13 protein-coding genes are annotated in these 14828 nt (G+C 59.2%); all 13 read left to right on the top strand.

The window, feature by feature from the left end; translation table 11 throughout:
- Positions 1 to 88 precede the first annotated feature (88 nt).
- The 13 genes from BCF11_RS13670 (at position 89) to hisG (ending at position 14793) form a co-directional block, all read left to right on the top strand.
- Positions 89 to 4777, top strand: coding sequence for a glutamate synthase-related protein (locus BCF11_RS13670; RefSeq protein ID WP_098495215.1), 4689 nt, complete (start codon positions 89 to 91; stop codon positions 4775 to 4777).
- A 132-nt stretch (positions 4778 to 4909) separates the two neighbouring features.
- On the top strand, positions 4910 to 6373 hold the full coding sequence (locus BCF11_RS13675; RefSeq protein WP_098495216.1) for a glutamate synthase subunit beta: 1464 nt from the start codon (positions 4910 to 4912) through the stop codon (positions 6371 to 6373).
- A gap of 227 nt (positions 6374 to 6600) precedes the next feature.
- Positions 6601 to 7404, top strand: coding sequence for an ABC transporter ATP-binding protein (locus tag BCF11_RS13680; protein WP_098497494.1), 804 nt, complete (start codon positions 6601 to 6603; stop codon positions 7402 to 7404).
- Positions 7404 to 8201 carry a lipid asymmetry maintenance ABC transporter permease subunit MlaE gene (gene mlaE / locus BCF11_RS13685; RefSeq protein ID WP_098495217.1) on the top strand — a complete coding sequence of 266 codons (798 nt, stop codon included), beginning with the start codon at positions 7404 to 7406 and terminating at the stop codon, positions 8199 to 8201. Before BCF11_RS13680 ends, mlaE begins: the two co-directional genes overlap by 1 nt.
- Before the next feature lie 131 nt (positions 8202 to 8332).
- Positions 8333 to 8806 carry an outer membrane lipid asymmetry maintenance protein MlaD gene (gene mlaD, locus BCF11_RS13690; RefSeq protein ID WP_098497495.1) on the top strand — a complete coding sequence of 158 codons (474 nt, stop codon included), beginning with the start codon at positions 8333 to 8335 and terminating at the stop codon, positions 8804 to 8806.
- On the top strand, positions 8803 to 9543 hold the full coding sequence (locus BCF11_RS13695) for a VacJ family lipoprotein (protein WP_098495218.1): 741 nt from the start codon (positions 8803 to 8805) through the stop codon (positions 9541 to 9543). Before mlaD ends, BCF11_RS13695 begins: the two co-directional genes overlap by 4 nt.
- 95 nt (positions 9544 to 9638) lie before the next feature.
- Positions 9639 to 10265 (top strand): phospholipid-binding protein MlaC, encoded by a 627-nt coding sequence (locus BCF11_RS13700; RefSeq protein ID WP_098495219.1) that lies wholly within the window; start codon positions 9639 to 9641, stop codon positions 10263 to 10265.
- A 32-nt stretch (positions 10266 to 10297) separates the two neighbouring features.
- Positions 10298 to 10591, top strand: a complete 294-nt coding sequence (locus tag BCF11_RS13705; RefSeq protein ID WP_098495220.1) for a lipid asymmetry maintenance protein MlaB — start codon at positions 10298 to 10300, stop codon at positions 10589 to 10591.
- Between the two features lie 192 nt (positions 10592 to 10783).
- Complete coding sequence (locus tag BCF11_RS13710) at positions 10784 to 11737, top strand: ABC transporter ATP-binding protein (RefSeq protein ID WP_098495221.1); 954 nt, start codon at positions 10784 to 10786, stop codon at positions 11735 to 11737.
- Positions 11737 to 12492, top strand: a complete 756-nt coding sequence (locus BCF11_RS13715) for an ABC transporter permease (protein WP_098497496.1) — start codon at positions 11737 to 11739, stop codon at positions 12490 to 12492. The genes BCF11_RS13710 and BCF11_RS13715 overlap by 1 nt, the downstream gene beginning before the upstream one ends.
- A 54-nt stretch (positions 12493 to 12546) precedes the next feature.
- Positions 12547 to 12783: a BolA family protein gene (locus tag BCF11_RS13720; protein WP_098495222.1), complete on the top strand. Its 237-nt coding sequence runs from the start codon at positions 12547 to 12549 to the stop codon at positions 12781 to 12783.
- 115 nt (positions 12784 to 12898) lie between these two features.
- Positions 12899 to 14149 carry a UDP-N-acetylglucosamine 1-carboxyvinyltransferase gene (gene murA, locus BCF11_RS13725; RefSeq protein WP_098495223.1) on the top strand — a complete coding sequence of 417 codons (1251 nt, stop codon included), beginning with the start codon at positions 12899 to 12901 and terminating at the stop codon, positions 14147 to 14149.
- Complete coding sequence (hisG, locus tag BCF11_RS13730) at positions 14146 to 14793, top strand: ATP phosphoribosyltransferase (RefSeq protein WP_098495224.1); 648 nt, start codon at positions 14146 to 14148, stop codon at positions 14791 to 14793. The genes murA and hisG overlap by 4 nt, the downstream gene beginning before the upstream one ends.
- Positions 14794 to 14828: the final 35 nt, after the last annotated feature.

Here is a 14828-nt window from a genome sequence, read left to right on the forward strand (position 1 = left end):
TGACTCTGACCCCATTTATTGTGATTGAAGTCTGCAACCGTCTGCACTATTCTTAATGTCCTTACTCTCAAAGTGGTGGAGCAACGTTATGCAAGCGCAAGGTTTATACGATCCGGCTAATGAGCACGATGCCTGTGGCGTCGGTTTTATTGCACACATCAAAGGTAACAAGAGCCACTCGGTCATTGAGCAGGGTTTGCTGATCCTGAAGAATCTCGATCACCGGGGTGCGGTCGGGGCGGATAAGCTGATGGGCGACGGCGCCGGGATCCTGATCCAGGTGCCAGACCAGTTCTATCGCGAAGAGATGGCGAAGCTGGGCGTGACCTTGCCGCCGCCAGGCGAATTCGGCGTCGGCATGGTGTTCCTGCCGAAAGAGAATGCTTCGCGCATCGCCTGCGAACAGGAAATCGAACGTGCGGTGCTGGCTGAGGGCCAGGTCGTGCTGGGTTGGCGCGATGTGCCGGTGGATATCGAGATGCCGATGTCGCCGACCGTGCGCGACAAGGAACCGGTGATCCGCCAGATCTTTATCGGCCGCGGCCCGGACATCATGGTGACCGATGCACTTGAACGTAAGTTATATGTGATCCGTAAATCCTCCGGCCACGCGATCCAGGCCTTGAACCTGTTGCACGGCAAGGAATTCTTCGTGCCGTCGATGTCGGCCCGCACCGTGGTCTACAAGGGCTTGCTGCTGGCCGACCAGGTCGGCGTCTATTACAAGGACCTGCAGGATACGCGCTGCCTGTCGGCGCTGGCGCTGGTGCACCAACGCTTCTCCACCAATACTTTCCCGGAATGGCCGCTGGCCCACCCCTACCGCCTGCTGGCGCACAACGGCGAAATCAACACCGTCAAGGGTAATTTCAACTGGATGCGCGCGCGCGAAGGCGTGATGAAGTCGCACGTGCTGGGCGACGACCTGAAGAAGCTGTTCCCGCTGATCTATGAAGGCCAGTCCGACACCGCCTGCTTCGACAACGCGCTCGAACTGTTGCTGATGTCCGGCTATCCGATTGCCCAGGCGATGATGATGATGATCCCGGAAGCGTGGGAAAACCACACCACCATGGACGACAACCGCCGCGCCTTCTATGAATACCACGCTGCCATGATGGAACCATGGGATGGTCCGGCGGCGATGGCTTTCACCGACGGCCGCCATATCGGCGGCACCCTGGACCGTAACGGCTTACGTCCGGCGCGCTACATCGTCACCGACGACGATTTCGTGGTGATGGCATCCGAATCCGGCGTGCTGCCGATCCCGGAATCCAAAATCATCCAGAAATGGCGTTTGCAGCCGGGCAAGATGTTCCTGATCGACCTCGACGCCGGCCGCATCATCGACGACAAGGAATTGAAGGACACCTTCGCCAACGCCAAGCCGTACAAGCAATGGATCGAATCGGTGCGGGTCAAGCTGGACGAACTGAAGTCGGAGCCTTCCGAGTCCGGTTCCACCATCCCGCTGCTGGATCGCCAGCAGCTGTTCGGCTACACTCAGGAAGACATCAAGTTCCTGATGTCGCCGATGGCCGCCGGTGCAGAAGAAGCGATCGGTTCGATGGGCAACGACTCGCCGCTGGCGGTCATGTCCAACAAGAACAAGACCCTGTACCACTACTTCAAGCAATTGTTCGCGCAAGTCACCAACCCGCCTATCGATCCGATCCGCGAAGCGATGGTGATGTCGTTGGTGTCCTTCATCGGACCGAAGCCGAACATGCTTGATACTAACAACATCAACCCGCCGATGCGGCTGGAAGTGTCGCAGCCTATCCTCAACTACGACGATATCGCCAAGCTGCGCAACATCAGCGCCCACACTGGGGGTAAATTTAAATCGCACGAGCTCAACATCTGCTATCCGGTAGCCTGGGGCAAGGAAGGCATCGAAGCGCGCCTGGCGTCCCTGTGCGCCAAAGCGGTCGATGCGGTCAAGTCCGGCCACAACATCCTGATCGTCTCGGACCGTAAGGTCGACGCCGAGCAGGTGGCGATCCCAGCATTGCTGGCGACATCCGCGATTCACCAGCATCTGGTGAGCAAGGGCCTGCGCACCTCGACCGGCCTGGTGGTCGAAACCGGTTCGGCGCGCGAGACGCATCACTTTGCACTGTTGGCCGGCTATGGCGCGGAAGCTATCCATCCCTACCTGGCGATGGATACCCTGACTGAGCTGGCGCACGGCTTGCCGGGCGCGCTGTCGCCGGAAAAGGCGATCTACAACTTCCAGAAGGCAGTCGGCAAGGGCTTGCTGAAAGTCATGTCGAAGATGGGTATTTCGACTTACATGTCGTACTGCGGCGCCCAGATTTTCGAAGCGATCGGCCTCAACAAGGCGATGACCCAGAAATACTTCAAGGGCACCGCCTCGAACGTCGAAGGCATCGGTGTGTTTGAAGTGGCGGAAGAAGCCTTGCGCCTGCATCGCGCTGCCTTCAGCGACGATCCGGTGCTGGCCAACGCGCTCGACGCCGGCGGCGAATATGCCTTCCGTATCCGCGGCGAAGAACACATGTGGACGCCGGATGCGATCGCCAAGCTGCAGCATTCGACCCGCGCCAACAACTTCAACAGCTATAAAGAATACGCTCAGCTGATCAACGATCAGTCCAAGCGTCACATGACCCTGCGCGGCTTGTTTGAATTCAAGATCGATCCGAGCAAGGCGATCCCATTGGATGAAGTCGAATCAGCCAAGGAAATAGTCAAGCGTTTCGCCACCGGCGCGATGTCGCTCGGTTCCATCTCGACCGAAGCGCATGCCACGCTGGCAGTAGCGATGAACCGCATCGGCGGCAAGTCGAATACCGGCGAAGGCGGCGAGGACGAGAACCGCTATCGCCAGGAACTCAAGGGCATCCCGATCAAGCAAGGCGAGACGCTGGCGTCGGTGATCGGCAAGGACCGCATCGAAGTCGATATTCCGCTGCAGGCCGGCGACTCGCTGCGTTCCAAGATCAAGCAAGTGGCGTCCGGACGTTTCGGCGTTACTGCCGAGTACCTGATTTCGGCCGACCAGATCCAGATCAAGATGGCGCAAGGCGCGAAGCCGGGCGAGGGCGGCCAGCTGCCGGGTCATAAGGTATCCGAGTACATCGCCAAGCTGCGTTTCTCGGTGCCGGGTGTCGGCTTGATTTCGCCGCCGCCGCATCATGACATCTATTCGATCGAAGACCTGGCGCAGCTGATCCATGACCTGAAGAACGTCAATCCGCGCGCTTCGATCTCGGTCAAGCTGGTGTCGGAAGTGGGCGTCGGCACCGTGGCTGCAGGCGTGGCCAAGGCCAAGTCCGACCACGTGGTGATCGCCGGCCATGACGGCGGCACCGGCGCTTCGCCGCTGTCCTCGATCAAGCATGCCGGCACGCCTTGGGAACTGGGCCTGGCCGAAACCCAGCAGACGCTGGTGCTGAACGGCTTGCGCAACCGTATCCGGGTGCAGGCCGACGGCCAGATGAAGACCGGCCGCGACGTCGTCATCGGCGCCTTGCTGGGTGCGGATGAGTTCGGTTTCGCCACCGCGCCGTTGGTGGTGGAAGGCTGCATCATGATGCGCAAGTGCCATCTGAACACCTGCCCGGTCGGCGTTGCTACGCAAGACCCGGTGCTGCGCGCCAAGTTCTCCGGCAAGCCGGAACACGTGGTCAACTTCTTCTTCTTCATCGCCGAAGAAGTACGCCAGATCATGGCGCAACTCGGCCTGCGCGATTTCAACGAACTGATCGGCCGCGCCGACCTGCTCGACAAATCGCGCGCACTGACCCACTGGAAAGCGCAAGGCCTGGATTTCAGCCGCATTTTCTACCAGCCGGCGTTGCCCGAAGGCGGCGTGTATTACCACACCGAAGAGCAAGACCACGGCCTCGCCAAGGCGCTTGACCACAAGCTGATCGCGCAAGCGAAAGCCGCGCTGGACAAGGGTGAGCGGGTATCGTTCATCTCGCCGATCAAGAATCTGAACCGTACCGTCGGCGCCATGCTGTCTGGCGAGGTGGCAAAGAAATACGGTCACGAGGGCTTGCCCGACGACACCATCCACATCCAGCTGCAAGGCACCGCAGGCCAGTCGGCAGGCGCGTTCCTGGCGCATGGCGTGACGCTGGATCTGGTTGGCGAGGGCAATGACTATGTCGGCAAGGGCTTGTCGGGCGGCCGCATCATCGTCCGTCCGAACACCGAGTTCCGCGGCCGTGCGGTCGACAACATCATCGCCGGCAACACGGTGTTGTACGGTGCGATCGCCGGCGAGGCTTTCCTCAACGGCGTCGCCGGCGAGCGCTTCGCGGTGCGTAACTCGGGCGCCATCGCGGTGGTCGAAGGCACGGGCGATCACGGTTGCGAATACATGACTGGCGGCACGGTAGTGGTGCTGGGCGAAACCGGCCGTAACTTCGGCGCTGGCATGTCGGGCGGCCTGGCCTATGTCTACGATCCGGACGGCACTTTCGCGGCGCAATGCAATATGTCGATGGTGACGCTGGAGCCGGTATTGAGCCAGGGCGAACAGGAAGCGACGATAGCCAAGGCAATCTGGCACAGCACCACGCGCGGCGGTGAAGTACAGGCCGACGAAGCGATCCTGAAGGGCCTGATCGAACGCCACTTCAAGTACACCGGCAGTACGCGCGCGCGCAACTTGCTGGATAACTGGGTAGCTTCGCGCAGCAAATTCGTCAAGGTGTTCCCGACTGAGTACAAGCGGGCGCTGGGCGAGTTGAATGCAGTCGTGAGCGCAGCGCCAGCCAAAGAGAAAGTAGCCGCGTAATCGCTGGTAATCACACGATTATGCGCACGCAGCTAAAGCTACGCAGTTAAAGCTGAATATAGCCAAGTAAAGATAAGGAACGCCGCGGCCGATTTTGCCGCGACGCATCCTGCAGCCAGAAAGCGGAAGAAAATGGGAAAAGTAACAGGATTTATGGAATTTCAGCGGGTCGGCGAAACCTATGAAGCGCCGCAGGCACGCAAGAAACACTACAAGGAATTCATCCTCAGCCTGAGCGACAGCGAGGCCAAGACGCAGGGTGCACGTTGCATGGATTGCGGTATTCCATTCTGCAACAACGGCTGCCCGGTCAACAATATCATCCCGGATTGGAATGACCTGGTGTATCGCGGCGCCTACAGCGAAGCGCTGGAAACGCTGCATTCGACCAACAACTTCCCGGAATTCACCGGCCGCATCTGCCCGGCGCCATGCGAAAGCGCCTGCACCCTGGGCATCAACAGCGACCCGGTCGGCATCAAGTCGATCGAGCATTTCATCGTCGACAAGGGCTGGGAAAACGGCTGGATCGTGCCGCAGCCGGCGCTGGTGAAGACCGGCAAGAAGGTAGCGGTGGTCGGTTCCGGTCCTGCCGGTCTGGCGGCGGCGCAGCAGCTGGCGCGCATCGGCCACGACGTCACGGTATTTGAAAAGAGCGACCGGATCGGCGGCCTGCTGCGTTACGGCATTCCCGATTTCAAGATGGAGAAATCGCACATCGATCGCCGGGTTGAACAGATGGAAGCGGAAGGCGTGACGTTCCGCACCAGCGTTCTGGTGGGCAAGGATTTCCCCGCCAATGTTAACAACTGGGCCAAGAAGACCGTCTCGCCGGAAGAGATCAATGCCGAATTCGATGCGGTGGTGATTGCCGGCGGCGCCGAGCAGCCGCGCGATCTGCCGGTGCCCGGCCGCGAACTGAAGGGCGTGCATTTTGCTATGGATTTCTTGCCGCAGCAAAACAAGATCAATGCCGGCGACAAGGTCAAGGACCAGATCCTGGCCGGCGGCAAGCACGTGGTGGTGATCGGCGGCGGCGATACCGGTTCCGATTGCGTCGGCACCTCCAACCGCCAGGGCGCCGTATCGATCCAGCAGTTCGAATTGATGCCGCAACCGCCGGAACAGGAAAACAAACCGCTAGTCTGGCCCTACTGGCCGACCAAGCTGCGCACCTCGTCCTCGCACGATGAAGGCTGCGAGCGCGACTGGGCAGTGGCGACCAAGCGCCTGGAAGGCAAGAACGGCAAGGTTGAGAAACTGATCGCCGCCCGTGTCGAGTGGAAAGACGGCAAGATGCAGGAAGTGCCGAACTCGGAATTCGAGATGAAGGCCGACCTGGTGTTCCTGGCGATGGGCTTTGTCTCGCCGGTGGCACAGGTGCTGGAAGCGTTCGGCGTCGACAAGGATGCGCGTGGCAACGCCAAGGCGACTACCGAAGGCGACGCCTGCTACAAGACCTCGGTCGACAAGGTGTTCGCTGCCGGCGACATGCGCCGCGGCCAGTCGCTGGTGGTGTGGGCGATCCGCGAAGGCCGCCAATGCGCGCGCGCAGTGGATGAGTTCCTGATGGGCGCGTCGGTCTTGCCGCGCTGATTTTTGATGCGCTGCAGCTTAATCTCTGCGGTTGGAAGCAAAAGAAGAGTATGTCCGGGGCAACACCGACATACTCTTTTTTCTATGTGCAGCATTTTGTTCATGCATTCAGGCAATAGTCAAACTGTTGTAATAGAGGCACATGTCGCTCTGACTACTATTGCCAGGCCCTGAACGATTGTCGCATTTGCACTACAATACCCCCTTTGATTTATTCGGTGAGCAGTGTGGCAAATATCGTCGAAATTCGTGATCTGCAGTTTGGCTATGGTGAGAGGTCGATTTTATCGGGTCTCAACATGGACTTCGCACGCGGCAAGGTGATTGCCGTCATGGGCGGTTCTGGCTCCGGCAAAACCACGATCCTGCGCCTGATCGGCGGGCAGTTGAGCCCGCAGGCGGGCAGCGTCAAGGTCGACGGCGAAACCGTGCACACCTTGTCGACCGCGGGGCTGTATGCGCTGCGGCGCAAGATGGGCATGCTGTTCCAGAGCGGCGCCTTGTTTACCGACCTGACCGCATTTGAAAATGTCGCCTTCCCGCTGCGCGAACACACCGATCTGCCGGAGGACCTGCTGAGCAAGCTGGTGCTGCTGAAGCTGAACGCGGTCGGTTTGCGCAATGCCGCCCAGCTCAAGCCGTCCGAGATTTCCGGCGGCATGGCGCGCCGGGTGGCGCTGGCGCGCGCGATTGCGCTGGATCCGTCGCTGATCATGTACGATGAACCTTTCGCCGGCCTAGACCCGATTTCGATGGGCGTCACCGCCAACCTGATCCGCAAGCTCAACGATGCGCTCGGTTCCACCAGCATCCTGGTGTCGCACGACGTCCACGAATCGTTCGGCATCGCCGACTACGTGTATTTCCTTTCGCAAGGACAGATAGTGGCACAGGGCACACCGGCAGAGATGCAGGCATCGGAACATCCGTATGTGAAGCAATTCGTCAATGCCGAACCCGACGGGCCGGTGCCGTTCCACTATCCAGGCAAGTCGCTGGCCGAGGATCTGGGCATGAAGGGGCGTGGTTGATGAGCTCTATCGTTAAATTTGTAAGCAATTCCTTTGCGGCAATCGGTCGCACGGTGCGCGAATCGATTACCGGACTGGGTGTCGCCACCCGCATGTTCCTGGCGATCCTGCGCGCTTCGCTCGGCTTGTGGCGCAGGCCGCGGCTGATTACCGACCAGATTCATTTCATCGGCAATTATTCGCTGGTGATCATCGGCGTTTCCGGTTTGTTCGTCGGTTTCGTGCTGGGCCTGCAAGGGTATTACACTCTGAATAAATATGGCTCCGAGCAGGCGCTGGGCTTGCTGGTGGCCTTATCGCTGGTGCGTGAGCTGGGACCGGTGGTGACCGCGCTGCTGTTTGCCGGCCGCGCCGGCACTTCGCTGACCGCTGAAATCGGCCTGATGAAAGCCGGCGAGCAGTTGTCAGCCATGGAAATGATGGCTGTCGACCCGATGCAACGGGTAGTGGCGCCGCGTTTCTGGGCTGGCGTGGTGGCGATGCCGATGCTGGCGGCGCTGTTCAGCGCCCTCGGCATCTATGGCGGCTACCTGGTTGGCGTCAAGCTGATCGGCGTCGACGAAGGCGCGTTCTGGTCGCAGATGCAGGGCGGCGTCGACGTCTGGCTGGATGTGGCGAATGGTGTGGTGAAAAGCGTAGTGTTCGGCATTGCCGTAACTTTCGTTGCGGTCTGGCAGGGATACGAAGCCAAGCCGACGCCGGAAGGTGTTTCCCGGGCAACCACGCGCACCGTCGTGATTGCCTCGCTGGCAGTGCTGGGACTGGATTTCCTGCTGACGGCATTGATGTTTAATTAGTTTTTTTGCGGCCGGATTGCCGGTTTCGGCCGCAGTCACATTTGCTGCGGCGGGCAGCAGGGCGCTTTACTTCTCGTTACTATTTTCTTGAGGGATTATTCGCCTCAAGTGGTATTTTTAAGGTGATGATCATGCAACAAAAAACAGTAGACGTATGGGTTGGTATATTTGTCCTGGTCGGCGTCTTGGCTTTGGCGTTTCTGGCGCTGAAAGCCGGTAACCTCAGCACCTCGACTTTCAACAAGACTTACCCGGTAGTTACCAGGTTCGACAACATCGGCGGTTTGAAAGTGCGTGCTTCCGTAAGAAGCGCCGGCGTGGTGGTCGGGCGGGTGGCGGCTATCAATTTCGACGACAAGAATTTCCAGGCCGTAGTGACCCTGAACATGGATCAGCGCTATCTGTTTCCCCAAGACAGTTCGGCCAAGATCCTGACCGCGGGTTTGCTGGGCGAACAATATATCGGCATCGAGGCGGGTGGCGACACCAAGAACCTGGCTGCCGGCGATCGTATTAAATTAACGCAATCCGCGATTGTGCTGGAGAACCTGATCAGTCAGTTCTTGTATAGCAAAGCAGCGGATGTAAAGGACTCTGAACAATGAAAACAATGACTCGCTTCGGCTCGCTGGCCCTGATCGCCGCATTGAGCGGCTGCGCCACCACCAGCAATCCGCAAGACCCGCTGGAAGGCTTTAACCGCGCCATGTTCAGCTTCAACGACACACTCGATAAAGTCGCCCTGAAGCCGGTCGCCACCGCTTACCGCAACTGGCTGCCAAGTTTCGTCCAGACCGGCGTCAACAATTTCTTCGGCAACCTGGGCGATGTCTGGAGCTCGGTCAACGGTTTCCTGCAGGGAAACGTTGCTGATGGTACGTCGGATGTGATGCGGGTGGCGGTCAACTCCACCCTTGGCCTCGGCGGTTTGCTGGATATCGGCTCGGAGGCTGGTTTGCAGAAACACAACAAGGATTTCGGCCAGACCCTGGGCAAATGGGGCGTAGGCTCCGGTCCTTACCTGGTGCTGCCTTTGTTCGGTCCATCGAACATTCGCGATACCGCCGCCTTGCCGGTGGATATGTATGGCGACATCTGGTCCTACAAGTACCCGGTGCGCTGGCGTAACACCGGCTCAGTGGTGCGCCTGATCGACAAGCGCGCCAATCTGCTGGATGCCGGCGATCTGCTGGAAGATGCTGCATTGGATAAATATGAATTTGTGCGTGATGCCTACACGCAACGTCGCCAAAGCCAGATTCGCGGCAACGACGACGATAATGGCGACAAGGGCGGTGACAAGGGCGATAAGCCAGCCAAAACCAAGTCATCGGACGAGTGATTTGCCGACAGCTGGAACCGGCGCTTGAATTCAGCGTCTTAGTCCCCACCTGACAGCTGTTTGAGGCGTCTACAACCACCAAGATTGTTGAAAATATGAAAATTCTGAAAAAATACCTGGCGCTGTCGCTGACTGTCGGCAGCCTGTTGTTCACCGCAGCGGCGCAAGCACAAGAAGCCCCTGACGCCCTGGTCAAACGCATCAGCCAGGACGTGATCGATTCCGCCAAGGCGGACAAAAGCATCCAGGGCGGTGATCAAAAACACATCCTGGCGCTGGTCGAAGAAAAGATCATTCCTTACGTCGACTTCGAGCGCATGACTTCGCTGGCAGCCGGCCGTTACTGGCGCGATGCTACCGACGACCAGAAGAAGCAGCTGATCACGCAGTTCCGCAGCCTGCTGATCTATACCTATTCTGGCGCCCTGCGCCAGGTGCGCGACCAGAAGATCGATTTCAAGCCTATGCGCAACGATCCGGCCGATAGCGACGTCGAAGTCCGTTCGCAGGTGATCCAGCCACGCGGCGAGCCTATCCAGCTGAATTACCGCATGGAAAAATCCGGCACCAGCTGGAAGATTTATGATGTCAACGTATTGGGCGCCTGGCTCGTTGAGTCATATAAGGGTACATTTGCCTCGGAAATCGGCAAATCCGGCATCGACGGCTTGATCAAGGTGTTGTCGGACAAGAACAAATCCCGTGCTGCTCAGGGCAAGTAATTCTAAGTTATAGATTTTATTGATTGATTACCATGTTCAGGCCATCTCACTCGCTTACTGTCGGTAACGCCAAAGTCACTCTGGAAGAGGGCTTGCGCGCGATCGCCGGTGGCGAGACCGAGATCGACCTGAGCGAAGTGGTGGCGGTCGACTCGGCCGCCGTCGCAACCTTGCTGGCCTGGCAAGTCGCGGCATTGAATCAAGGCCTTACCCTGCATTTTTCCAGCTTGCCAGCCAACCTGGAAAGCCTGATCGACCTGTACGGCGTCACCGAATTGCTGGCGCCGGGGGCAGTAGTTGTTGCTGCCAGTACACGACATCACTGACCTCATCCTTTCTCTTCCCTAACGGGGCCTTAGTCCGCCGGGTTTGTAGTCGTTGCCCGGCCTCAGCAGCAAAAATCCAATATAATCAAGGGTTACGCCATTAGGCAGAGCGCCAGAGCGGCTGGATGCATTGTTTCCAGGCACGCGAGCGGCAGCGACGCGGCGGCACCCACAAAGAGTATCCAGGCATCCATGGCGGCGATTCAGATTACCAACGTCAAGAAGCGTTACCAGTCCTTGCAGGCTCTGGGCGGCGTTTCACTGACCATCGAAGAAGGCGAGTTCTTTGGCTTGCTAGGCCCCAACGGCGCCGGCAAGACTACCTTGATTTCCATCATTGCCGGCTTGAATCGTCCCGATTCCGGCAATGTCACCATCCACGGCCACGATGTCGTCAGCGACTACCGCGCCGCGCGCCGCAATCTCGGCGTGGTGCCGCAGGAGCTGGTGTTCGATCCGTTCTTCACGGTGCGGGAAACCCTGCGCATGCAATCCGGCTACTATGGCTTGAAGAACAATGACAAATGGATCGACGAGGTGATGGAAAACCTTGATCTCACCAACAAGGCCGACACCAATATGCGCGCCCTCTCCGGCGGCATGAAGCGGCGCGTGCTGGTGGCGCAGGCGCTGGTGCACAAGCCGCCCGTGATCGTACTGGATGAGCCGACCGCCGGCGTCGACGTCGAACTGCGCCAGACCTTGTGGCGCTTCATTTCGCGCCTGAACCGCGAAGGCCATACCGTGGTCCTGACCACGCATTACCTGGAAGAAGCGCAGGAACAGTGCAACCGCATCGCCATGCTCAAGCTGGGGCAGGTGGTCGCGCTCGACACCACCTCGGCGCTGATCAAGCGCATCGCCGGTTCGCAACTGATCGTGCAACTGTCTGGCGGCAGCCTGCCGGCGCCCTTGCAGCATCTGGTGCTGCATGCGGACGGCGGCAAGTTCGCCCTGCGCGTCAACCACTATGCCGACGTCGAACCGATCCTGGCCTCTTTGCGGCAGTCCGGCGCGGTGATTGAAGACATGCAGCTGCAACAAGCCGATCTGGAAGACGTGTTCCTGCAGATCATGGATAGCAAGGTCAGCGCCAACGGCTTCAATGTCTACGCTGACGAATACAGTGCAGGCGGTGGCAAATGATGGTCGGTTTTCAAACGCTGTTTTACAAGGAAGTGCTGCGCTTCTGGAAAGTCGCGACGCAGACCATAGGCGCGCCTATCCTGACCGCCATGCTGTACCTGCTGATTTTCGGCCACACGCTGAAAGACCATGTCGAAGTCTATCCGGGCGTGCAGTACACTGCTTTCCTGATCCCCGGCCTGGTGATGATGAGCGTGTTGCAAAATGCCTTCGCCAATACCTCGTCATCGTTGACACAGTCGAAAATGACCGGCAATCTGGTGTTTGTCCTGTTGCCGCCACTGTCGCATTGGGAGCTGTATGGCGGCTATGTGCTGGCGGCCGTGGTGCGTGGCCTGGCGGTTGGTTTCGGCGTGTTCGTGATCACTGCATGGTTCGGCAATCTGTCCTTCGTGGCGCCGTGGTGGATCGTGATTTTCGCCTTCCTTGGCGCGGCGTTGCTCGGCACCATGGGTTTGATCGCCGGCATCTGGGCCGACAAGTTCGATCAGCTGGCGGTGTTTCAGAACTTCCTGATCATGCCGCTGACCTTCCTGGCCGGCGTGTTTTATTCGATCAAGTCGTTGCCGCCGTTCTGGCAAGCCGTGTCGCACCTGAATCCGTTCTTCTACATGATCGACGGCTTCCGCTACGGCTTCTTCGGCCAGTCCGACGTCAATCCGCTGATCAGCCTGGCGATCATCTGCATCGCTCTGGCGCTGCTGTCGACCCTGGCGGTGCAGATGCTGAGACGCGGCTACAAGCTGCGCCACTAAACCAGATCATTACAATTACATTCAGTTCGTACAGTTAACCGGTAAGAAAATATCATGTTCCCTACACCCGATCTCGTTAAAAGTTACATCGCCGCCGGCCTTGAGTGCTCGCACCTCGAAGTCGAGGGCGACGGCCAGCATTTCAAGGCGGTGATCGTGTCGGCAGCGTTTGCCGGCAAGCGTCCGATACAGCGCCACCAGATCGTCTACGCGACGCTGGGCGACCGCATGCGCGAAGAGATCCATGCGCTGTCGATGAAGACCCTGACGCCCGAAGAGTTTGCCACATAATTTACCGCTTAATTGACCGACTAATTGTGCGCCGGCTTGTCATCGCCGGCGCAGCCCGATGAACATTTCTGGTCCGGATGGCCAGGCATAACGTGTAGCAGAGAGAGAAGTAATAATGGATAAATTATTGATACAAGGCGGCAACCGCCTTTCCGGTGAAATCACTATTTCCGGCGCAAAAAATGCGGCGCTGCCTATCTTGTGCGCCGGTCTGCTGACTTCCGACCAGCTGCAGCTCAGCAACGTGCCGAACCTGCACGATGTCTCGACCATCCTCAAACTGCTGCGCCAGATGGGCCTGAAAGCAACGCAGGACGGTCATTTCGTGACCTTGCAGGGCGACGCCATCAGCAAGCTGGAAGCACCCTACGAAATGGTGAAAACCATGCGCGCATCGATCCTGGTGCTGGGCCCGCTGCTGGCGCGCTTCGGCGAAGCACGGGTGTCGTTGCCGGGCGGCTGCGGCATCGGTTCGCGTCCGGTCGACCAGCACATCAAGGGCTTGCAGGCAATGGGCGCCGAGATTTCGATCGAAGCCGGCTACATCCACGCCAAAGCCAAAAAACTGAAGGGCACCCGCGTGGTGACCGACATGATTACCGTCACCGGCACCGAAAACCTGCTGATGGCCGCGACTTTGGCGGATGGCGAAACCGTGCTGGAAAACGCTGCGCGCGAACCGGAAGTCAGCGACCTGGCCAACCTGCTGGTGGCGATGGGCGCGAAGATCGACGGCATCGGCACCGACCGCCTGGTGATCCAGGGCGTCGACAAGCTGCACGGCGCCGAGCATTCGGTGATCGCCGACCGTATCGAAACCGGCACCTTCCTGTGCGCAGTGGCGGCCACCGGCGGCGACGTCATGCTGAAAAACACCCGCAGCCACATCCTCGACGCGGTGCTCGACAAGCTGCGCGAAGCCGGCGTGATCCTGACTTCCGGCGAAGACTGGATCCGCGTGCAGATGGCGGCACGGCCGAAGGCAGTCAGCTTCCGCACCACCGAATACCCTGGTTTTCCGACCGATATGCAAGCCCAGTTCATGTCCCTGAACAGCATCGCCGACGGCACCAGCCATGTCACTGAAACCATTTTTGAAAACCGTTTCATGCACGTGCAGGAAATGAACCGCCTCGGCGCCGCCATCGATGTGCAGGGCAATACCGCCATCATCAAGGGCGTCGATCATCTGGTCGGCGCGCCGGTGATGGCGACCGACCTGCGTGCTTCGGCTTCGCTGGTGATCTCCGGCCTGGTGGCGCAGGGCGAAACCATGATCGAGCGCGTGTATCACCTCGATCGCGGCTACGACCAGATGGAGCGCAAGCTGTCTGCCGTCGGCGCCAATATCGAAAGAATCAAATGAGCCAGAAGCTGACCCTGGCCCTGTCCAAGGGCCGCATCTTTGAAGAGACTCTGCCATTGCTGAAGGCGGCCGGCATCGAGGTCACTGAAGATCCGGAAGCCTCGCGCAAGCTGATCCTGCCGACCACCGATCCGCTGGTCAATGTGATCATCGTGCGCGCTTCCGACGTGCCGACCTATGTGCAATACGGCGCCGCCGATTTCGGCGTGGCCGGCAAGGATGTGCTGCTGGAACATGGCGGCGAAGGCTTGTACCAGCCGATCGACCTGGAAATCGCCAAGTGCCGCATGTCGGTCGCGGTCTCGGCCGGTTTCGACTACGCCAGCGCGATCCGCCAGGGCGCCCGTTTGCGCGTGGCCACCAAATACCTGCTGACCGCGCGCGAGCATTTTGCCGCCAAGGGCATGCACGTCGATCTGATCAAGCTGTATGGCTCGATGGAGCTGGCGCCGCTGGTCGGGCTGGCCGATGCCATCGTCGACCTGGTCAGCACCGGCGGCACCCTGCGTGCCAACAACCTGGTGGAAGTCGAACACATCATGGACATTTCATCGCGCCTGGTGGTCAACCAGGCCGCTCTGAAACTGAAGCGCGAGCGGCTGCAGCCTATCCTGGATGCATTCGAACGGGCGTCAATCAAATAATGCCCAATTAAAGCCCATAAGCGGCAAACTGGAAG

The sequence above is a fragment of the Collimonas sp. PA-H2 genome, from assembly GCF_002564105.1.
In the GTDB taxonomy this organism is placed as follows: Bacteria; Pseudomonadota; Gammaproteobacteria; order Burkholderiales; family Burkholderiaceae_D; genus Collimonas.

Excerpts from the sequence above, each read along its gene's own strand:
- BCF11_RS13670 (WP_098495215.1), top strand. The coding sequence starts at position 89 with ATGCAAGCGCAAGGTTTATACGATCCGGCTAATGAGCACGATGCCTGT.
- BCF11_RS13675 (WP_098495216.1), top strand. The coding sequence starts at position 4,910 with ATGGGAAAAGTAACAGGATTTATGGAATTTCAGCGGGTCGGCGAAACC.
- mlaE (WP_098495217.1), top strand. The coding sequence starts at position 7,404 with ATGAGCTCTATCGTTAAATTTGTAAGCAATTCCTTTGCGGCAATCGGT.
- mlaD (WP_098497495.1), top strand. The coding sequence starts at position 8,333 with ATGCAACAAAAAACAGTAGACGTATGGGTTGGTATATTTGTCCTGGTC.
- BCF11_RS13695 (WP_098495218.1), top strand. The coding sequence starts at position 8,803 with ATGAAAACAATGACTCGCTTCGGCTCGCTGGCCCTGATCGCCGCATTG.
- BCF11_RS13700 (WP_098495219.1), top strand. The coding sequence starts at position 9,639 with ATGAAAATTCTGAAAAAATACCTGGCGCTGTCGCTGACTGTCGGCAGC.
- BCF11_RS13705 (WP_098495220.1), top strand. The coding sequence starts at position 10,298 with ATGTTCAGGCCATCTCACTCGCTTACTGTCGGTAACGCCAAAGTCACT.
- BCF11_RS13710 (WP_098495221.1), top strand. The coding sequence starts at position 10,784 with ATGGCGGCGATTCAGATTACCAACGTCAAGAAGCGTTACCAGTCCTTG.
- BCF11_RS13715 (WP_098497496.1), top strand. The coding sequence starts at position 11,737 with ATGGTCGGTTTTCAAACGCTGTTTTACAAGGAAGTGCTGCGCTTCTGG.
- BCF11_RS13720 (WP_098495222.1), top strand. The coding sequence starts at position 12,547 with ATGTTCCCTACACCCGATCTCGTTAAAAGTTACATCGCCGCCGGCCTT.
- murA (WP_098495223.1), top strand. The coding sequence starts at position 12,899 with ATGGATAAATTATTGATACAAGGCGGCAACCGCCTTTCCGGTGAAATC.
- hisG (WP_098495224.1), top strand. The coding sequence starts at position 14,146 with ATGAGCCAGAAGCTGACCCTGGCCCTGTCCAAGGGCCGCATCTTTGAA.